Here is a 19,663-nt window from a genome sequence, read left to right as displayed (position 1 = left end):
TTTAAGGGCCGTCGGAGCTGCTATTTCAGAGGCTTTCTCAAGGGAACTCAGATTTTTGACGAATCGAGCCATGATGCGGCTAAAAATACTCACTCTCCTCGAATAGTGCTATAAAAGAGAGCTTATTTTGGAGGTCGTCTTGATACCAGTAATCCTATCCGGTGGCAGTGGAACGCGATTGTGGCCCGTATCCCGTCAGCAGATGCCCAAGCAATTCTGCGATATTTTTGGTGAGCCCTTGCAGACTCTGACGTTGAAGCGATGCCTTCGTATGGGAACGCCGTGGATTGTGACGTCCAAAGCCTTGCAGACCCTGACAGAGCTGAATCTGAAGCAAAACAAAGCCGACGGCGTTCAGGTGGTTTACGAGCCGATCGGCAAAAACACGGCCCCTGCGATTGCGGCCTTAAGCAAGCTTTTGTTGGATCAGGGAAAAGGTTCTGAGGTCGTGGGTATCTTCCCTTCGGATCACTTGATTGCAAAAGATGATGTTTTTCTGAAAGTGGTGGATTTTGCCAACACTGTTGCAATGGAAGACCGTGTGGTGACCCTGGGGATCACGCCATCATACCCAGAAACAGGGTATGGTTATATTCAGACCAAAGCTGTCAGTCTGAAAGACGGCCCGGGCAGTTTGAAGGCCTATTCAGTTGTGAAGTTCCACGAAAAGCCGGATCTGCAAAAGGCCAAAGAGTTTATTGCCCAGGGCAGTTTCAGCTGGAATGCGGGGATCTTCGTTTTCAAGGTGTCCCATATGGCAAGTCTCTTTGAAAAACATCAGCCGGCCTTGTGGAAGCAGATTCTGGCTTTGAAAGCTGATGCCTCGAATCTGGGTGAAATCTACGCTCAGGTGCAAAGTATCTCCATCGATTATGCCATTATGGAAAAGCTCAATGATCAGGAGCTGGCGTGTATTCCGGCGGATTTTGGCTGGAATGACGTGGGCTCTTGGGATGCGGTGGCAGCCTTGCAAAAGGGCCAGGACATCATCAACGTCAAAGGTCAGGAAAATTTTGTTTTCGGGGATCCGGCAAAGAACTACTCCATGATCGGCATGGAAGATGTCATCGTTGTTGATACGAAAGATGCCCTGATGTTGGTGAAAAAGGGGCAGTCTCAAGATGTGCGCCACGTGGTGGAAAAGCTGACTCAAGCACAGTCACCTTTAGTGAAAGAGCACGTGTTCGAATATCGTCCTTGGGGTTACTTTGAGATTCTTAAAGACACAGAGAATTTTAAATCCAAAGTGATCCGTGTGAATCCCCATTCGCAGTTGTCATACCAGTCTCATGCCAAAAGAGAAGAGCACTGGACTATTACACAGGGTTCGGGGGAAGTGGTCCTCAATGATCAGGTGATTCCTGTGAAGGCGGGCAGCCATATTCATATTCCACTGGGAGCAAAGCACCGCATGCGCAACAACTCGGATGAAATGCTGGAGTTTGTAGAGGTTCAGTTGGGAACATACTTCGGCGAGGATGATATTGTCCGTTATCAGGATGACTATAAAAGAGAGTAGTCACTTGCATCGTCTGGATCTGAAATAAAAAAAGCCCCGAAGTTCTTTCGGGGCTTTTTTGATTTTACCTGGTGAGTTCCAAATCAGATTACTGCTGAGGTGCTGAAACGGCTGACTGGCCCTTTCTGACGCTTTCTTCTTCATCTGGCAAATCCACGTCTTCATCGTCTTTTTCGCCGGATTGAACTTCCTGCAGTGTTGGATCTTTGGCGGCGACTGGGATCAAATCTTTGTGGTAAGCATAGATCAGTCCGCCTTCTTTAAAGTTATTCAGCATCTTTTTAATGATTCCAGGTGCCACTGCCGGACAGCCCCAGCTGCGGCCCAGGCGACCTTGGCTTTTTACGTAGTCCTCGGAAACATAGCTTGCAGCGTGTACGACGATATCGCGCTCTGCCGCCTTGCTGTTCGAAGCTTCAAGACCATACAGATTCAAAGATTCGCCATGGCCGCCATAATACGTATTGCCACCAAGATACATGCCTAAAGAAGACATTTTGGAGCCGTCGATATTTGAAAACTTGGCAGCCACGCGGACGCCAGAGCCCTTGCCGTGAGCGACGAAGTGTTTTGAGACAGCGCCGTCTTTCAGATTCATCACATACAGGCGTCGTTCACTGGAAGGCTTTGAGAAGTCGATGACAGCCACGAAGTCGTTGCGGATCGTGACTTCACGGTCGTCCATGAAGGTTCTTTCTTTGCCACGGACTTTGGAACGGACCTTGATGGTTTTGCCGGCATTGACATCGAGGAACTCAAAAGTTCTTTGTAAGGCGGCCTCTGGGACGCCTTGCTTGATAAACATATCGTAGAGGCGAACGTCCTTGACCTTTTTGTCGTACAGACTTTCTGCGAAGCTCTGTGAGCTGATAAGGGTGACTACTAGGGCTGTGATAAACTTCTGCAATTTCATTTCAGGTCCCAACTTTCCAATGAACGTTCGGTTATGATTCCGTTGTTTCTCTATACAAGGCACGTGCCATAATTTGGGGGCTTATGGACCCCCTTAAATCGAATTGAGTCAGCCTGGAGTGCCGTATATTGGCTTAGTGTGCAGAAGATATTCAGGGGGCTTGGGCCTTGGCAATATGCTCTTAAACAGTTTTCCGAGTTCGTGATTGAGGCTCCGCCTGGGCTGGAGATATGACTGTTCGGGAGGTATGAAAGTCACTTCGCCCTGATGTTGAAGTCGTCGGGATGTGGAGCATTGTTGCCGCTTCGAAAGCTAGTTGATAGAAACGTAATTCATCTTACAGCAAACGAGATTGCTAGGGGAATCTTCCGTCGGCTATCTATTCTGATGCTTGATACATCAAGGTAGGTGCCAATGGCGATTTTTAAGAAGTCTTTGATTTCGGCTTTTATTGCGGTCCATGTGATCATGATGGTTACGGCAGCACTTCCGGATCGAAGTGCGGTGGGGGATCAGGTCTTAAGATTTTTGTCTCCCTACCAGGTGTTCTTTGGCCTGGATCAAACTTGGAGCATGTTTGCTCCCAATCCCGCCTCGGTGAACTCATATTTAACAGCGACTTTGACGTTTAAAGATGGCTCCACTGAACGCTGGACCTTCCCACGGGCTTCTCAGCTTGACCCGCTGGAACGCTTCACTGCCGGTGAGCGATATCGCAAGTATCAGCAGGAAAATCTTTTGCCAATGGAAAAAGAAGAACTTTGGTTTGATCTGTCCCGCTATGTGGCCCGAGAGGTTGCGGCCATAGAGCAGCAGGGGCGTGGGCGTGAGCTGCAGGAGCTTTACTTCTATCGGCATTTCAATGTCGTGAAGCCTCCAGCACAATTGTTTATTCCCCACGGGCAGTTGAGCACCCAATACAATACCGAGACAGTTTTTCATTTCAAGCCCACGGGAGGGCCCCGCTATGAAGCTAGCAACAGTCACTAAGTCTTTAAATAATTTTTTCTTTAAGCCACAGCCTTCACACAGCGTCGCACTGATGAGGATTCTTTTTGGTGCGGTCTTACTGATCAATTGGTACATGATCTGGAGTCACCTGGAAACTTTCTGGGGAATAGATGGCCTGTTTTCCATGGAAAGCGCTCTGAAGTACAGTCACCCTTATCGCTTCAGTCTGTTTGAGCTGCTGCCGCCGGATGCCCGGGTTCCTATCTTGCTGGCATTAGTGAATTTGGTGGCGTCACTGGGGGTCTTTTTCGGTTTGTTCACCAGAACTTCTATTGCGCTCGCTTTTTTTACTCTTCTTTCCTTTCACAACAGAAACGTCTTTATTTTAAACAGTTCTGATATCGTTATCAGGAACTTTGTCTTTTTGCTGTTCTTTACTCCCTGTGCGGATTTGTACTCTCTGGATCGTTGGATTGGGTTGAAGCGGGGGACTGTGCCTCGGATTCCGGTCGAAAAGAGTCCTTGGGCCTTACGTTTAATGCAGATCCAGTTCAGTTTAATTTATATTGCGACGGTGATGTTTAAAATGAAGGGAACAATGTGGGCTGATGGAACGGCTGTTTACATTGCGACTCGCTTGGATGAGTTTGTACGAATGCCTTTGGAAATTTTAAACAATCTGATTATCGTCAAGTTTTTGACTTGGTCCACACTGGTGGTGGAATTGGCATTAGGAACTTTAGTGTGGATCAAAGAACTGCGCTATTGGGTTCTTTTGGCTGGCATGGGACTGCATTTGGGAATTGAAGTCACGATGAATATCCCGATGTTTGAGTGGGTGATGATCTTTTCCATGCTGTGCATGGTAGATTCCCGTGATCTTCAGTCGTGGTTGCAATCTGCCAAGGAAGGCCGTCTGATTCAAAGAATTCAATGGCCTTCCTGGTCTTTGCGCTACGCTAAGGATAAGTAGTTTTTAGGCGCTTTGGATCGTTTTCAGGCGCAGTCTTTGAAGGCGATCCATCCAGCTTTTTATGTCTCGAGAATCCACCATACTGACCATAAGAACAATCATGGCCCATTCAAAGACCGGGATCGACATTGTGTATTCGATACCCAGATGAAAGCCGACTCCCGCCAACAAAACCCAGTAACGAAGTTCTTTGACCCATACCAGGGTGCCCAACGCGAATTCAATAGCCAGTGTTGCCCAGGTCATCACTTTGATGAAGAGCATGCTGTTAAGCAATGGAAGTTCGAAGCGGATAAAGTCATCCAGACGGGTGGCGATGTAAACAGCGGTGCCGTCAACCCAACGATCGCCTTTAATTTTAAATAGAACAGTAGCAATGTAGATGATGCAGAACTGAATCTGAATCAAGCGAAGAGCCCAAGGGCTCTTCTCTTCTGGTATTTCAGGAGCACGTCCTTGTTGCCGCAAGCGCCAGCGATCCACAGACAGCCAATCTGCGCAGTGTGTGAAAAAGAGAAAGAAAAGGAAGATCCTTAGCACCGAATCTGCACTGTTTAAGATAAAGCCGTTGCGGTGATGAAACGAAACAAGAGTCACAAAGGCAATAAAGATGGATGTGCGGGTCCAGGCTCCGACGATGATTCCCAGAACAGCCAAAAGATTTACAAAGGCCAGTGTGGTTGTCACTTTTGCAGTGTTCGGTAAGTAATCAAATAGGGAAAAGCGCAAAGGATTTCCAAGTTGCTGCGCGGTCTGCAAGGACACAATGCCGTTAGGTCCGTAAAGGACATCGAGGTCCGTATAGAGCATCACCCAATTTAGGAGTAAAAGCAGTCCCAAGCCGATACGGAGAAGGGCGACACTATAGACGGGCTGTGGAATAAAGAGAAAATCATCAATGGCTTTGCTGATTGTTTTGAGCTTCATAGCGAATCCTTTCATAGGTTGGGACGTAGTGGAAGACATGAGTGACGTCAAAACGTTGGCTGCGCTGGCCGTGAGGTATGAAGGACCCCTCGGGCGGTAGATGAACACGGCTTTCAAATCGTTTGAATTGAATCTCTTTCAGCAATCGGCCTGAATTTTTGCTGGTCTCTTGCTGCATGATTTCGCGGGTGATGTAGCGGGACAGGTCGAACCAGACCAGATCATTATGCTCAGGCAGTAAAGTTTCCTGCCCCAGGATACGATAACGATCTCCGGTCAGAATTTTTCTAAAGAGGGGGAGGTCATGGGGGCGAGGAAGCTTCCAGACAGAAGTGCTTCCGTCGTCGAATCGGAGGTCGGCTTCTATGAACGCCGTTGTGTTCATGGGGTTTGGTGCAAACATCGACCAAGGTTGATACAGCATCGCCCACGCTTGATAGCGCGACACCAACGAGATGAATCTGGCCCCCAGGGCACTTTGATCCGGCAAACCATCGGCGATCATGATACCAACGTTCAGGGTAAAGAAGATCAGTATTAAAAGCTTCTTAATCGGAGGAATTAATGCATGGATCTTTTCAGATATATTCATTGGCCGGCTCCCGTGCGTTTAAGACCTTGAGTATTAACATAGATGGTTTGAAAAAGTGCTTTACGCTTTTGAAAGATCAGCAACTTTCCACCGAGGGGATATATTTCGGGGGAGCAAGAAATATGTTTTTCTGTGCGGATTACTTTTAAAGAGCAAGTTGTTTTTTGCGGTGTTTTCACTATGAAAAGTGTTGTGATCGCTTGTTTTGGAGTCGTCGAGGAATGAGGAGATTCCTGAAATCTGTCATTAGACAGACCAAGATGTGTCAATTAAATGGATGAAATTATTGTTTATGTAAGTGTCCAAAAAAATGCGTGCGTTCTAAAAAACTTAGTCAGCTTAAACAATTAATCACGCCCTGAAGATGAGGCCGCGGGGGCGGCGTCGTCAGGGGTGTCAAACTAAGGAGAATGCAATGAGTGGGTCAAGGAAGGTTCTTTTCTTGGCGGGCTTGTCGATGCTGGCGAACGTCGCATGGGCGAAGACGTCGGCAACCGCAAACGCAAAGAATGAGTCGCATCAGATTCTATCAGACGTAAAAGGTCAGGGAGGATTTGTCAGCTTTAACTCGGCAGATGGTCGAGCAAGAAGCATGTGTTTGATTAACAAGACATGGGTTCCTTGTGAGGGAGTGCCTTCTGTTCAGGCCGTTAACGGAACAAATGGTAATAACGGCAACAACGTTAACAACGGGAATAACGGTAATAACGTAAATAACGGGAATAACGGTAATAACGGTAATAACGGTAATAACGGTAATAACGTAAATAACGGGAATAACGGTAATAACGTAAATAACGGGAATAACGGGAATAACGGTAATAACGTAAATAACGGGAATAACGTAAATAACGGGAATAACGGTAATAACGTAAATAACGGGAATAACGGAAACAACGGGAATAACGGTAATAACGGTAATAACGGAAACAACGTTAACAACGGGAATAACGGTAATAACGTAAATAACGGTAATAACGGAAACAACGTTAACAACGGTAACAACGGTAATAACGTAAATAACGGTAATAACGGTAATAACGGTAATAACGTAAATAACGGTAATAACGGTAATAACGGAAACAACGGCAACAACGGTAATAACGGTAATAACGGTAATAACGGTAATAACGGTAATAACGGTAATAACGGCAATAACGGCAATAACGGCAACAACGGTAATAACGGCAACAACGGTAACAACGGTAATAACGGTAATAACGGTAATAACGGCAACAACGGCAACAACGGTAATAACGGCAACAACGGTAACAACGGTAACAACGGTAACAACGGCAATAACGGTAATAACGGTAATAACGGAAATAACGGAAATAACGGTAATAACGGAAATAACGGAAATAACGGAAATAACGGAACCAAGGGGAACCATGGCTCTACTGGCTATTCTACGGGTTATACAACCGGTTACTCTACAGGATATTCCACCGGATACTCAACGGGATACACGACCGGGCAGGCTACAGGTCAGACTACTTACAGTACCGGTTACACAACTGTGACGACTGCAACCACTTATGGTCCAACGTCCACTTCGACAGCTACGACCCGAGGGGATGATACGGTATCCACGTCAACGTCCACGTCAACGTCCACATCCACATCGACGTCCACGTCGACCTCGACGACTAGTGCAAGCAGTTCTTCCACAGGCTATGACGATGAAGATAAAAACGAGTTCAAGGCCAAACTGAAACCTTTGTTCCATTTGAGCTTTGATTATGGTCAGTACATCGTCAACTTGACACCACACTTCCGCAATGTTCAGCCGAAGTCCATCGTGAAGTATGATTATCGACCAAGCAGCGACACTTTGATCTATGGCGACTATCGTGATGGCTTCCAAAAAACTGTCTATGGCTCCATCGAAGTTGGTTTGGGCGCTCAGGTACGCTTCTGGTTCGACAATGCCACAGGTCTGCGTCAGCACTTCTGGGGTTATGTCGGAGTTCTACCAATCGTGGGTAAAGAAACAGAGTCTGTTCGTTATGTCAGTACTCTGGAGAAAGCCCGCAATATGGGCGGACGCTGGCAGGTACCTAAGGATGCAAGTGATCTGGATACTTGGGATCCAGGTGACAGTATCACCTACATTGGACATGGTGGTGTTATCTTCTCTGCAGGCGCCGGTTTTGGCCCAGTCGGAGCGGGTGTAGCCAAACTTGCTAATGGTACTTGGGAAACCTATGTTGAAAAAGTGGGCTCTGATCAGGCTTACGTAAAAATGACCAAAGGTAAGCTGAACAGCTTCTCTATGTTCACAAACGTATCTATCCTGACTTTGAGCTTGAGTGAATTCCGCTATGCCGATGACGGATTCTCATTCCTGTTTGACTTGTCTACAGACACGGGACGCAAGGCTTACGAAGACGTGATCCGCGGAAACGTTTTGGCATCAGAAAACTTTGCGGCACAAAAGCCAAGAAATCTGGTCGAACGCGCTCCAGTTCTGAAAGTTGAGACATTCCGCTCTGTCTCCACGGGCCGTGTAGTCAGCAAGTCGCTGTCTATCCCTATTATTTGGGACAAAACATACAGCAAAGGCAAAGTCAGCTCGTTCACGACATCTGACATGCACTTAGATCGCAACACCGCGGTTGTGCATTACGGTATCTTCTCTGATTCCGAGGATTCTCGCTTCTGGTTCAAACATAAAGAGAAAGACTTTATGTTCTACGGTGCGAAGTACTCTGTACAGAACTGGGATACGAAAGCACGCATGGATAGTATGTTCGGTACCTACTCTTACGCCTTCAAACATGAGCAAAGCAATGGCAACCGTCTGAAAGCGGGTATCTATGCTCTGGTTAAGAAAACAGGTATTGATTCGTTGATGGTGGGTGTTCCGGATCGTGATCTGGGTTACACGGGAATTGAATTCAACGTGAACTTCGATGACACCAATACGATGAATCTGATGAAGGCTGCTCAGAAACTGAGTCAGGATGACTTTATCGACAAGGCAACGGACCTGATCTATCCATACTTCAACGAACGCAATGATCCATATGATTTGTGCATGATTGATGGTGGTGGACGTCTGCCAGGCTCTTGTCTGAATACGACCATTCGCAAGACTGCGGAGGCCGCAAGCAAAATGTACTATGCTCTGAAGACTATGTACAAAACTATGAATTCAGATCCTAAGGCGTTTGCTGCAGCTTATGGTACCTTCGGTGAAGGTATGGCAGAAAATCTGTTTACATTCAGAGCAGCTATGAAATTGGCTGGTCCTGGTGCGACGATTGATTATCTTGTCGAAGGCACGCACATCAACATGTACTTCCGTGAATGGGCTGTTGATAGATCCGGCAGCTGGGTTCCAGCGATGCAGTCACCTAAATACAAAGGTCTGCCGTTCGAACCAGCGACTCGTCACTCTCGAGTGCGTGGTATGATCATCGGAAACTCCGATGCAGGCAAAGTTCCACACATGAGTCCTGTGACATTCTAATTGTTCGCAAAAAAAGAAGAAACCTTGGAAAGGCCGCTGAAAGAATCAGCGGCCTTTCTCATTCCCGGGGGTGGGGGAAATAAAGTTACAAATCCTTTAATTGCAGTTTCGTATTTTGTGAGCCCGAGATACTTGCGGTTAGAAGTATTTACTCAAAAGTTTTTTTGTTTTTCCAATCAAGGAAATCAGAAAGGGATATTTATGAATTTCAAAATGCTTCTTGGCGGTATTCTTCTGGCGACGTCCATGCAAGTCAGTGCTAGTGAGTTTGAAAGTGGAAGTGATGAGTTTACTCCGCGCCCGCTGCCTCAATACTCGGAAGCTGAACTTCAGAAAAAAATTGAGAATGAAATGGCCATCGCTTGTTCGGGGAATCTTTGTAAGATTGTGGGACAGGATAGCAGCGGTTCTGGTTGGACGGTGCAGTTCCAGGTGGGCTATGGGCGCGCCAATGGTGGCAACGGAGACACAATCTACATCGGCGACTATGACGGCAGCAATGATAACAATGGATTCGCCAGCATCACGGTGACATACAAAAACTATAAATGTCGATCAAACCTTCTGGTAACCCCCGCGGTATACCGTTTCGTAAATACCTACCTCTATAACATGGTGAATTCAGACGGATCTGTAAAAAGAAACTTCTCTCCTGCAGATCAGACCGTTGTTCTTTTCTATACGACGATGCTGAACAAAGTCAGCTCTTGCGGCAGTGGCATGAACTAATGCCTTTTTTGGAGAGGCGGGATCTATGGCTAAAAGTTTGATTTTATGTTTGCTGGTTTTTGGAATGGCGACGGGTGCTTATGCGCAAGTGGCTTCTTCTCTGGGGCTAAATAAGCTGCGAGTCACCAACCGGGCTCAGTGTGCCGTAGACTCCGAGATTCCGACAGAGTCCGCGTTTATCGTGGTGGACGGATACAATGCCGGAAAGATGGTTTACTCCCTTGGAAAGAACATCGGGTCTAATGCTGAGACAATGAGTGCTGAGGGCATGCAGCAGTTTCGAATTGCAGTGACCCGTCTCACCAAGGTGATCATGAACAAGTTGCTGGCCGGGCAACTGCCTCTTCTACCGACCAATCTAAAGAAATCCACGTTGACGGGTTACAACGCCATTGTGGAAAAGTGTCAGAACCAAACCTACTGTCCTGAGCTAAATGGATATCTGTCAAAAATCTGGGACAACTCCGAGGGTGCTGGTTTGCGCTGGGAAAGTCTGGATAAATTCAATGGCAGTCACTTTTTGTCCATGAAGAAAACGGACCGAGTTGCCTGTTTTTATGTGAAAAGATTCTCTGCCCTGCAGGAACAATTAAACTCTGTCGAGGTGGATAAGTCGGTTCTGTTGGATGTGGCACAGGCGGCTCTGGCAAAAGAGAAATATATAACGGATTGTGAAAGTAAAGATGCGGCACTTGATTCGCGCAACTCCATAATCCAGCTTGATTTGAAAATTCCACGCGCTGTTGAGTTTTCCTCTGTCGGATTTGACTTCTGGAACAGCGTAAAAATCTATCTGTCTTTCGCGTGGAGATATTCGAACATTCCTCTGCAGGTGGCACCAGAATACGGGCAGATGTTCCGCTCTATAGCTCTTGAGGAATCTATTATGATGATTCCGAACGGCTGTAAAAGCATTGAAAAGCCTGAGTGTGACGCTGCGACGCTTTCCATGAACAGTATTCGTGAGCTGGCTCGGCCGGACGGAGACAAGACGGAACACAAAAAGGAAGTCCCTCGCGGTCCGGAAAACGATGTGGTCAATCGCGGTCCTCGTGATGTGAATGACGACTTCCTGGGGACACGTAGTTTCGATGATGCCTCTGATTGGGTTGAGAATTTTCGCAAAAACTATGTTTCCGCACGTGGTTCTATGAAAAATCGCGTTCAAAGTGCCATTCAGTTTCTCAACATCATCGGGGGAGCTATGACTCCTGCCGAACTGACTGAATTTGTTCGACCACTGGCTTTTGCCAAAACCTATTCAAATCAACATCGCGATGAGCTGTATTACCTTTGTACCGAGGCTCGTTTGGCGGGCGATCAGCGTCTGGATTTTATGAAGACGGGCATCGACAAGGTCCAGCAGATGGAGGTCATGCAGCGGTCTTTCCAGGGTTCGAATGTGCAGCTTGCCGATGCGACTCGATACTTCGACAAGGTGGCTGAAAACATTGTGGCCTTCTGTGATGGTCTTGAGCGCGAAAGAATTTGGAATGTTTCTGGTTATACAGTCAACAGGAGTGGTTTCCATGCCTGGGCCCGGGAACTTTTGCAAATCCCGCCGCCAGCGACTATCGCCGCGACAGAAATGCAGCCAATGAGTTTTGGAGCACCTCTTTTGGTATGGGATATGTCGCGTGTTAGTGATTCGGGAAATACCATTTGCGTTTCGGCGATTGATTGCTCCCGTAAGCTGATTAAAGCCATGGTTGATTTGTATGCTGTTGCTAAGTATGCCGATGCCTTCTTGCCGGTGAACTCGACTGTTTCAACGCCGGATGTTTTTAATCCGTATGCGGATCTAAAGGCGTGCAAGGTCTATGATCCTTGGTTCCAGACTCGTCGAGCGAACAAACGACTGGTCGCAGACCTTGCCAGCACGGCCTTGTTTGGGTGGAATGCCTTGCCACTGTATCTTGATGTTGATTTTAAACCACCGAAAGTCACCAGCTTGAATGCGCTTATCCGTAATGGTGCAGTGAAGTTTGATCCGAAAATTCAGAAAGAAAAGATGGAAGTGGCTTTGTTGGCGGACTTCGGTCCTTTGCTGGGGGCTCCTTGCGCGGTCTCGATAGCACCCAATAGTGCCAAGGACTTTAGTTTCTATGCGTTTAACGGAATTTCTGTGAACTATTGCAAGATCCGCGATGCGGGAGATGTTGTAGGGCGATCGCCAGGCGAAATGGTCAGCGCTCCGCCGACAAGCAAATCATACTGTGGTGGATGTTCAATCAACTTTGTGGGTGTTGCTGGAGGGGCCGCTGTCTCCAGTGGGGGAATGCCGCTAAATCCCATCAAGCTGGGCGTGTACCTGTTCCGGAGTATCCATCGCTATATCACTGCAAAAAAAGACAAGGTGAACATACCTCGCGTGCAGGAGATTGACGTCAACCAAGTGGTGGCAACCTACAAAAGATATGGCGGAATCCCGGATCACTGCGTGGAGCAGCTGGCCGCGGGTGTGGGCTGTTACCAGAATATCTGTGCCGCCAAAGCGGCGGACTATTTCGAGCGTTATACCGGAGAAAAAGTCCAACATCTGGAGCTGGAGGAACTGACGGACGGTAACGGAAATATCGTACCTTCCTCTGGAGTGATCATTCAGTCCGATTACTGTGACGGCAAGGTCCGGGTTCGTTACAGCTGCTCTGAGGACGGCAAGAAATTTAAAACATTTGAAAAGTTCGGTGGCATGTACGGCATGAGCAAGGACTGTCGGCGAACCATCGGCCATAACATCTGGGGCTTCTAGTGAAAAAGTGGATAGGTGTTTTAGTGATATCAGTTTTACTTCTGGCGAATCAGGCGTCGGCCTTTCTGGTGGAAAGCAATTACATGAAGCAGCCGGGGGGAGCCTATGTGAAGGTGACGCAAGTCACCTGCGATACGGCTTCTTCATCATACTGCCAAAGCCTGTGTCGGAATCCGACGGCATGTCAACGGCCAGAACCTTACTGTCGCAACTGTGCGGGAACCACGTCGCCGTTGCTTCGGCAGTTGTTCACTGAAATTTCCAAGTCCTATGCGATTTCCCAAGAGCTGAACGATCGACAGACATTGGTGAAGTTTCTGGGGATGGAGAAGTACGTTCTTTTGGATATAAAAAGTGTTTTTAACTACTACACGGCGGTGGGTGGCGAAGCGTTTGTAAATGAGCTGCGCACCTTCTGTGGCGATGCTGCTGAAACAGCCCTTCTGGCGGTGAAGTTGGATGAGGTTCATCAGCCAATGGCTTTGAGCTACGTCCTTTGCCGCAACAATATCGGGCAGACTTCAGCTCTCGAGGTGAAGCCTCGTGTGCCTGGCATTGGAAGTCGTCCTTTGACCGCGCCATTAATTTTTAATTTGAACTGAGAAATCAGTTTTTTACAACAACACCCTTAAGTGGGAAAGGAGACAACATGAAACGTATGTTTAAGGCGATGGCAACAACTGCCGTCACACTTATGGCGATGCAAGCCAACGCCATTCAGGTGACCTATAGCTTCAGAGTGAACAGCTCGGGTCCAAGTATCTATCCTTGTAATGCCGGGTTGATGACTCATGATCCGCATGAAGGCGATAAGGTGGCATGTTATACGGCGATCACTCATGAGAAGTGTTCTGGAGACTGTGTCGGTTTGGATTGTAAGGGCGGAGAAGAGGATGATCATGGTCCTAAGCCCCATGCAAAACTACCGAAGTTCATGAACTTCAGTGGTGGTCACCACGGACCTCCAGGCCCTCCAGGTGGCGGTAAAGAAGATGATAAGAATAATTGCGTCTGTACGACTTCCAAAGGTCGTAAGACTGGAAATTACTTCCACGCCAATTACCGCCCTTGGGGTGACAGTGTGGATCCACATGCTGACGTGGTGTCCGGCGAAAGTCCAAAGTTCAACCAGTTGTTTGATGAAAAAACAGCTTATCACAAAGTGCTGGAAAAGTTGGCCTTCAACCTTGGCAGTGAGTTGTACAACGCGAAATACTTCGTGGATATCTGCTATCGTGGGTCTCAGATCGACTACAGCCACTTTGAAACTAAATGGAATCTTCTGGCTGAAGCATCAGTCTCTGACTACGGTCTGAAAGTCAATGGTGACGGTTACAGCGATTTGTCTGATCTTAAGATGAAAGCTTACATCATTTGCTCCACGCAGGAAAGATCTTGTGCCGAGGGCAAGTGTGACGACAAGGATGATGAGTTGAAGTACGACCTTCCAATGTTCAACGAGCACTTCCTAAGCTACTTCCATCCGTACAATGCTGACTACGAGTATGAATCTGACACATACCCAGCGACGTCTTCTTCCTTCAAGAAGATCATCGACAAGCAGTACAAAGAATTGGATTACAAAGGTGGAGCTGCCAAGTTCTGTAAAATCCGTTACGTCTTCGAAGAAAAAGATGGATTGGATAAAAAATACGCTAAGCACAGAAAATGGCAGAAACATGGTGCAGATATCTGCACTCACACAAAAGTTGAGATGGCAAAACTTGAGAACGGTTGCAAAGACTGTGACTAAGGATTTGTAGAACTGTATGCGACGGAGGCAGGATATGTGGAATGTATGTGTAAATAGCTCTTGGCATTATCAAAACAGGACGCAACTGTCTCTGTTGCTTATGTTCGTCTTTCTTTTTACAGGGTCGCCGGCTTCGGCGGCCTGTATTGTTGAAAACGACGATCGAATTCAGATCAATATTTCACCCCAAAACCGCTCTTGGGCGGATTATCTTGGGCAAATGTCAATACCAGCTTCGAAGGTGGTCAAGTGTCAGGAAGAGGCAGGTAAGTTCCTGATGTTTTCGTTGGGTTCGGTTCAGTGGGGACCTTCTTCTGAGTCAAAGGACAGCTATATTTTTGACAGCTATGAACCTGGCAAGTGCCAGCTTGAAAATTCCCGGTCGGTGTCCTCCTATGTTCCCCAGGTGACACGGGATAATTTCCAACGACAGTACAAATTTATTCGCAGTTGCATTGATTTGCGTGTGGCAGACACTCGCGGACTTCCTTTGGTTGTGAAAGACCAGCAGGAGTTCTGTCAGGTCCAGAGAATCGATGAAAGTGCCGTGCTTCTGCGCGGAAGCATGTGCTTCGTGAAAATACGTGCGCAAAATGATTTTTCGGTTCAGCCTCTTTTACGGTCTGAGTGCACCGATCCGGACTATTTGAAGTCATTGGGTATAGAGGCGCAGGATCTATTCTCTAATTTAGATACTCTGGTTGTCGGCGATGACACCGGCGTTTCGACTGATGTTCGCCATATTGGCAGTCGTGCTTTTAATGTCAATATCACTCCCAAAAAGGGACTGCTGGATCTATCCGATGATTTCGGCGAAGGGGTACCACGGTTTCCGACGACTTATAATGTTGAGGGCGATTGGGGGCCGGTTAATATTCGCACGCGCGAAAATATGACTCAATTTGATCTTTCTTTTTTTGTTTCCAATATCGGTGAACGTCGCTGTCTGAATGGTGAATGTTCCAGCTCTTCGAATTTTACCCAGCCTTTCACGGGTCAGATTGAGCTTTACAAGCTTTCCAAGAACGCACGGCCTGAACTGATTGAGGAATGGTGGGATGGAGGACTGGTTCCACCTAATTGGCAGGGGTTTATGAGCGGTATGAGCTTTAAGGTCCAGGATCAGATTATTAAGTCCGGATCCCGGTATCGCCTGATTGCGACTTTCCAGGACCCCACGGACGATTATGCTATTTTTCTCAATGGACTAAAACAAATGTTGGTTCGCCTTTATAATACTGAGGGCGCCACGGTTGGGATTGACAACCTTCCTGCCATTCAGACGCTGGGTGAGCTTGGTGTGGTTCCCACCTTTGCTGGCCTGAGCGGTTTACGCGAGAATAACCAAACCGTGAACTTATCAGAAACATTGGCGGGATTGGAAGGGATCATTGCCTCTACGACCTGGCCTCCTTATTACGGAAAAATATGCAGTGAGAAGGCGAAATGCCAGAAGCTTGGCAATCGCAAGTTCCATCAAAAACTTATTTTGGAATTTACTGCTATTTTACCGGATCCTTCCGGAGGGCGCGTGATTCTGCAAGACATAAAAATGCAGAAGATGTCACCTGTCTTCAGGGAATATCCATTGCAGTCCGGGGAATTTATTTCCCTGCAGTGTGAGAGGTAATTAATGAAAAAAATGATTTTGGTGCTGCTGGCGTTTTTGGGTGAAGCGGTCCTGGCTTCTCCGGCGAACATGCAGACAGTTGTCAATAAAGACTCTGGCGAAATGCTTTATGCCTGCAATGCGAGGATCAGGCATCCGGGCGGCGAAGAGCTTGAGTGTGTGAACCTTTCAACGGGGGAGTCCTGCTCTCCTGAGAAGGTCGCGGATGACGGAGCTTCTTGTGTTTGTCGCAGTCGAAGCAACTGGGGTGATCAAATTCAGGCTTCGACTGTTTTTAATAAAACCCAAATCGCAATGGCGGGACCTGACTGGGCATATCTTCAGCCTATGGATCGGTCTTTTGACAACAAACTGTCGGAACTAGATATTTCATTAGGGAGCGAACGCCTTGGTGCGGAATATGCCATTACGTTTTGTTATGTCGGCCCCAAGGAGATGATGAAAAAGAAGACGCGTCCAGAGGAGCAGGATCAGGACATGTCAGAGGGGCGCTATCAGTTGGATGTTTCGCTGGCCGGAGTAAACTATGGCGGGTCTTTGGCGGATATCCGGTTTTTGTATAGCTGTGATTTGAGGAGCTCGGGGCAGCAGCTTCGCGCTCGTGATGCCAATGACTTGATCCCTTCAGGAGGTCTTCCGGAGGACGATGCTGGCTCTGAAGTGCAGATTTTAGGGGCGGGTTCCGGTTCCTCGGAGGTGAGCTTTTCCAAGAATAGTATTTTTCTGAACACAGATTTTGTTCAGGTTCCGCGTTTTTGTGTCTTTGAGTTTCGCTTCAAGGAGCTCAGTAAGGGCTTTCGAGATGCGGTCGGTAAAAGTACAAACTTTAGTGGAAAACTTCGTATCTGCAAACAAGGTGGCAGTTGTCCCTGAGTTGGTGTCCTCAGGGACAGGGCATGCTAGACTTTAAATTGCTTCTGGGCGGCGGATGAAATGGTGTCTGCAATCAGGAATGCGATATCGCGTGCCTGTTGCTCTTTTTCTTCCGGCCCCAGCCTTTGTAAAGACTTAAATTTTGTCAGCTGTTCATTTGTAGCGCCCATAGAGCGCACCAGGAACTCTTCCAAAACCTGCCAAGCCTGATCTTTTTCAAAGGCTCGCAGCATATCCAAAGAAAGCACGTTGGTGGTGCCTTCCCAGATGGAAAAGACCTGGGCATCACGCAGCAGACGGGGAACGCCGGTGTCTTCGATGTAGCCGGCACCTCCGAACATCTCCACCACTTCGCTGGCTATATGAATGGTTTTTTTTGCTGTATAGAGTTTTAGAATTGGCGTAAGGACCCTCAGAAGAATTTTTTCTGAAGCAGAGGCTTCGCCGACTTCTTCTTTGCCCAAAAGATCCGCGACCAGAAAGCAAAAGCTGATGCAGCGACGGAAATCCGCCTCCAGGGAATCCAGTGTGGTCTTGTGCAGGGGGTGATCAATCAGAAGCTTGCCGAACGCGTGGCGTTTGCGGGAATAGCTTTGCGCCAGATCCAGGCAGCGACGCATGTGTCCGACAGCGCAGATGGAATTGTAAATGCGGGTGATATTCAGGACGCTGGCGATGCGCTTGACGCCTTCGCCGGCGGTGCCAATCATGCGGGCCGGGGTTCCTGACAAGCTCAGTTCTGCCGTGGGCAGGGCCTTGGTTCCAAGTTTGTCTTTCAGACGATGAATCTGAATATTGTTCAGTTGTCCGTGATCATTGCGCAGTTCCAGGAAGAACAAAGCCAGTCCTTTGGATCCAGCCGGCGCACCCTCAGGACGAGCCAGTGTCAGCGCCATTTGGGATGTCGTTGCCGAGGTGAACCACTTTGTTCCATGCAAGGAATGGGTGGCGCCAAAAGCACTGGTACCAGTGAAGGGATGGGCGTCGGTGGAGGTGCCGCTAACGTCAGAGCCTCCGCTTCGCTCGGTCATCCATTGGCCTGCGGTCCAGAAGTTTTTGGGGTCACGAGATAGCAGATGAGGCAAAGTCCGGGACTTAAGATCGCTGTCGCCGTAAAGTTCAATCGCACGGGCCGCTCCGTCGGTCATGGCCAAGGGGCACGAGAATATCGCAGAGCTTGGAGAGTACAAATAAAGCAGCGCCATCTGGTAAGCCCGTGAGGCCGGGCCCCAGGTTCGATCGTAGGCCGTGGCCACGATACCCTCTTCCGCAGCGACGCGTTCAAGGGCTTTCCATCCCGATGAAGTTTTGATGTTATCAATGCGACGCCCCCAAGGGTCGAAGGGGATATGTTCAGGGGGCTGGGCTTCGGCTTCCTCCGCCCAGATCAGCATATCCGTGACGGCACGTTCGCCCAGATGATCCAGATGAGGAAGGGCCTGTTTTTGAGCTTCCGGAGGCAACAGGGATTTAAGAATTTTCTGAAGAGTTTCATCGGAACGAAAAGTGTTCGAAAGGCTGGGACCTTCTTGATAAAAATTTTTCATACCTGAAAGTTTAGGCTTTTAGAGTCAGAGTTCAAGAATATGTCGGGAACCCCGTCTTTTTTTCAAAAATATGTTGCCGTTTGGTAACGTCCTACATATAAGAGCCCCTCTTTTAGGGGGAGGCTTTTTTGAACCGATATTTATTGGTATTGGCAACTATTGTTTTGGCGTCCTGTGGACTTTCAAATCGTCCACAAATCAACGCTAAGGATTCCACGGCTATTATTGGCGGCACAGATGTGGCAGAAAACAGCTCCATGTCCTCTGGTATTGTGGGAATCTATGACCTTGAAAATGATGCCATCTGCACGGGCTCTCTTATCGCGGATAACTATGTATTGACGGCGGCTCACTGTGTTTGGGGGGTGAAGCCAGCTAAAATTCGTCTGATCTTCGGTGTGGATATGGACGATCTTATGAACGCTCGTGAGCAGGATATCGTTCAGGCCTACACCCGCAGCGTGAGTGATTATAAAGTTCATTCCAGTTACGACCCGGATACCCAGGAAGACAAAGAGATGGATTGGGGCGATATTGCTCTTATTAAGTTCCGTGGTTCTTTGCCGCCAGGATACAAGCCTGTTCAGATTCTTCAGGATGACAGTATTCTGAAGCGTGGTTTGACTGTGACAGTGGCGGGCTACGGAGTTTCTGAAGTAGAGACCGAGCCGATCGATCCTAGAAAAGTAAAAAATCTGGACGAAGCCCTGGAATACGGCGAAGTCATGTGTGATGACGACCTGAAAAACTGCTTGAAAGTGGATATGTTCGGCGATGGGCTTTTGCGCGAAACGAAAGCTCCGATTTCATTTGTTCATGAAACAGAAGTTCGTCTGGATGAATCCAAAGGTCACGGGACATGTTCCGGTGATTCTGGTGGTCCCGCTTACGTGGAACAAAACGGCCAGATGTATCTGTTTGGCGTTACCAGCCGTGGCAGTGCATTGTGTGACAATACGGGTGTTTACACCAATGCGGTTTACTACAAAGACTGGATCGCTCAAACGATGCCAAAGATGCGCTAATACG

The 19,663-nt window shown here is 47.9% G+C and carries 15 protein-coding genes; 11 read left to right on the top strand and 4 right to left on the bottom strand.

Annotated features, from left to right (window positions below; translation table 11 throughout):
- Positions 1–139 precede the first annotated feature (139 nt).
- A complete protein-coding gene (locus tag ACZ50P_RS13110) occupies positions 140–1,519 on the top strand; it encodes a mannose-1-phosphate guanylyltransferase/mannose-6-phosphate isomerase (protein WP_464131681.1) in 1,380 nt (459 codons plus the stop codon).
- An 88-nt stretch (positions 1,520–1,607) separates the two neighbouring features.
- Here ACZ50P_RS13110 and ACZ50P_RS13105 read toward each other — a convergent pair whose 3' ends face one another.
- On the bottom strand, positions 1,608–2,432 hold the full coding sequence (locus tag ACZ50P_RS13105) for a murein L,D-transpeptidase catalytic domain family protein (RefSeq protein ID WP_464131679.1): 825 nt from the start codon (positions 2,430–2,432) through the stop codon (positions 1,608–1,610).
- Positions 2,433–2,846: 414 nt separating this feature from the next.
- Between ACZ50P_RS13105 and ACZ50P_RS13100 the strand changes: the two genes are divergently transcribed.
- A complete protein-coding gene (locus ACZ50P_RS13100) occupies positions 2,847–3,422 on the top strand; it encodes a hypothetical protein (RefSeq protein WP_464118143.1) in 576 nt (191 codons plus the stop codon).
- A complete protein-coding gene (locus tag ACZ50P_RS13095; protein ID WP_464118142.1) occupies positions 3,400–4,356 on the top strand; it encodes an HTTM domain-containing protein in 957 nt (318 codons plus the stop codon). Before ACZ50P_RS13100 ends, ACZ50P_RS13095 begins: the two co-directional genes overlap by 23 nt.
- A 3-nt stretch (positions 4,357–4,359) precedes the next feature.
- On the opposite strand, the gene ACZ50P_RS13090 is transcribed toward ACZ50P_RS13095, so the two are convergent.
- Positions 4,360–5,283 carry an HTTM domain-containing protein gene (locus ACZ50P_RS13090; RefSeq protein ID WP_464118141.1) on the bottom strand — a complete coding sequence of 308 codons (924 nt, stop codon included), beginning with the start codon at positions 5,281–5,283 and terminating at the stop codon, positions 4,360–4,362.
- Entirely contained in the window at positions 5,252–5,875 is a 624-nt protein-coding gene (locus ACZ50P_RS13085) for a hypothetical protein (RefSeq protein WP_464131677.1), read from the bottom strand. Before ACZ50P_RS13085 ends, ACZ50P_RS13090 begins: the two co-directional genes overlap by 32 nt.
- A gap of 415 nt (positions 5,876–6,290) precedes the next feature.
- On the opposite strand from ACZ50P_RS13085, the gene ACZ50P_RS13080 reads away from it, so the two are divergent.
- The 7 genes from ACZ50P_RS13080 (at position 6,291) to ACZ50P_RS13050 (ending at position 17,087) form a co-directional block, all read left to right on the top strand.
- Positions 6,291–9,350 carry a hypothetical protein gene (locus ACZ50P_RS13080; protein ID WP_464131675.1) on the top strand — a complete coding sequence of 1,020 codons (3,060 nt, stop codon included), beginning with the start codon at positions 6,291–6,293 and terminating at the stop codon, positions 9,348–9,350.
- 201 nt (positions 9,351–9,551) lie between these two features.
- Positions 9,552–10,079 (top strand): protease, encoded by a 528-nt coding sequence (locus ACZ50P_RS13075; protein ID WP_464131673.1) that lies wholly within the window; start codon positions 9,552–9,554, stop codon positions 10,077–10,079.
- 25 nt (positions 10,080–10,104) lie between these two features.
- Positions 10,105–12,831, top strand: coding sequence for a hypothetical protein (locus ACZ50P_RS13070; RefSeq protein ID WP_464131672.1), 2,727 nt, complete (start codon positions 10,105–10,107; stop codon positions 12,829–12,831).
- Positions 12,831–13,433, top strand: a complete 603-nt coding sequence (locus ACZ50P_RS13065; RefSeq protein ID WP_464131670.1) for a hypothetical protein — start codon at positions 12,831–12,833, stop codon at positions 13,431–13,433. The genes ACZ50P_RS13070 and ACZ50P_RS13065 overlap by 1 nt, the downstream gene beginning before the upstream one ends.
- 47 nt (positions 13,434–13,480) lie before the next feature.
- A complete protein-coding gene (locus ACZ50P_RS13060; RefSeq protein WP_464120259.1) occupies positions 13,481–14,584 on the top strand; it encodes a hypothetical protein in 1,104 nt (367 codons plus the stop codon).
- A gap of 220 nt (positions 14,585–14,804) precedes the next feature.
- Positions 14,805–16,214 (top strand): hypothetical protein, encoded by a 1,410-nt coding sequence (locus tag ACZ50P_RS13055; protein ID WP_464131669.1) that lies wholly within the window; start codon positions 14,805–14,807, stop codon positions 16,212–16,214.
- A gap of 3 nt (positions 16,215–16,217) precedes the next feature.
- Positions 16,218–17,087 carry a hypothetical protein gene (locus ACZ50P_RS13050; RefSeq protein ID WP_464131667.1) on the top strand — a complete coding sequence of 290 codons (870 nt, stop codon included), beginning with the start codon at positions 16,218–16,220 and terminating at the stop codon, positions 17,085–17,087.
- A gap of 26 nt (positions 17,088–17,113) precedes the next feature.
- Here the strand turns inward: ACZ50P_RS13050 and ACZ50P_RS13045 are convergent, their stop codons facing one another.
- Positions 17,114–18,634, bottom strand: coding sequence for an acyl-CoA dehydrogenase family protein (locus tag ACZ50P_RS13045; RefSeq protein ID WP_464131666.1), 1,521 nt, complete (start codon positions 18,632–18,634; stop codon positions 17,114–17,116).
- Between the two features lie 128 nt (positions 18,635–18,762).
- Here ACZ50P_RS13045 and ACZ50P_RS13040 point away from each other — a divergent pair, with 128 nt between their 5' ends.
- Positions 18,763–19,659: a S1 family peptidase gene (locus ACZ50P_RS13040; RefSeq protein WP_464131665.1), complete on the top strand. Its 897-nt coding sequence runs from the start codon at positions 18,763–18,765 to the stop codon at positions 19,657–19,659.
- Positions 19,660–19,663 lie beyond the last annotated feature (4 nt).

This window comes from Bdellovibrio sp. CKG001 (genome assembly GCF_055397465.1).
This window is presented reverse-complemented; position numbering and strand designations above follow the sequence as displayed.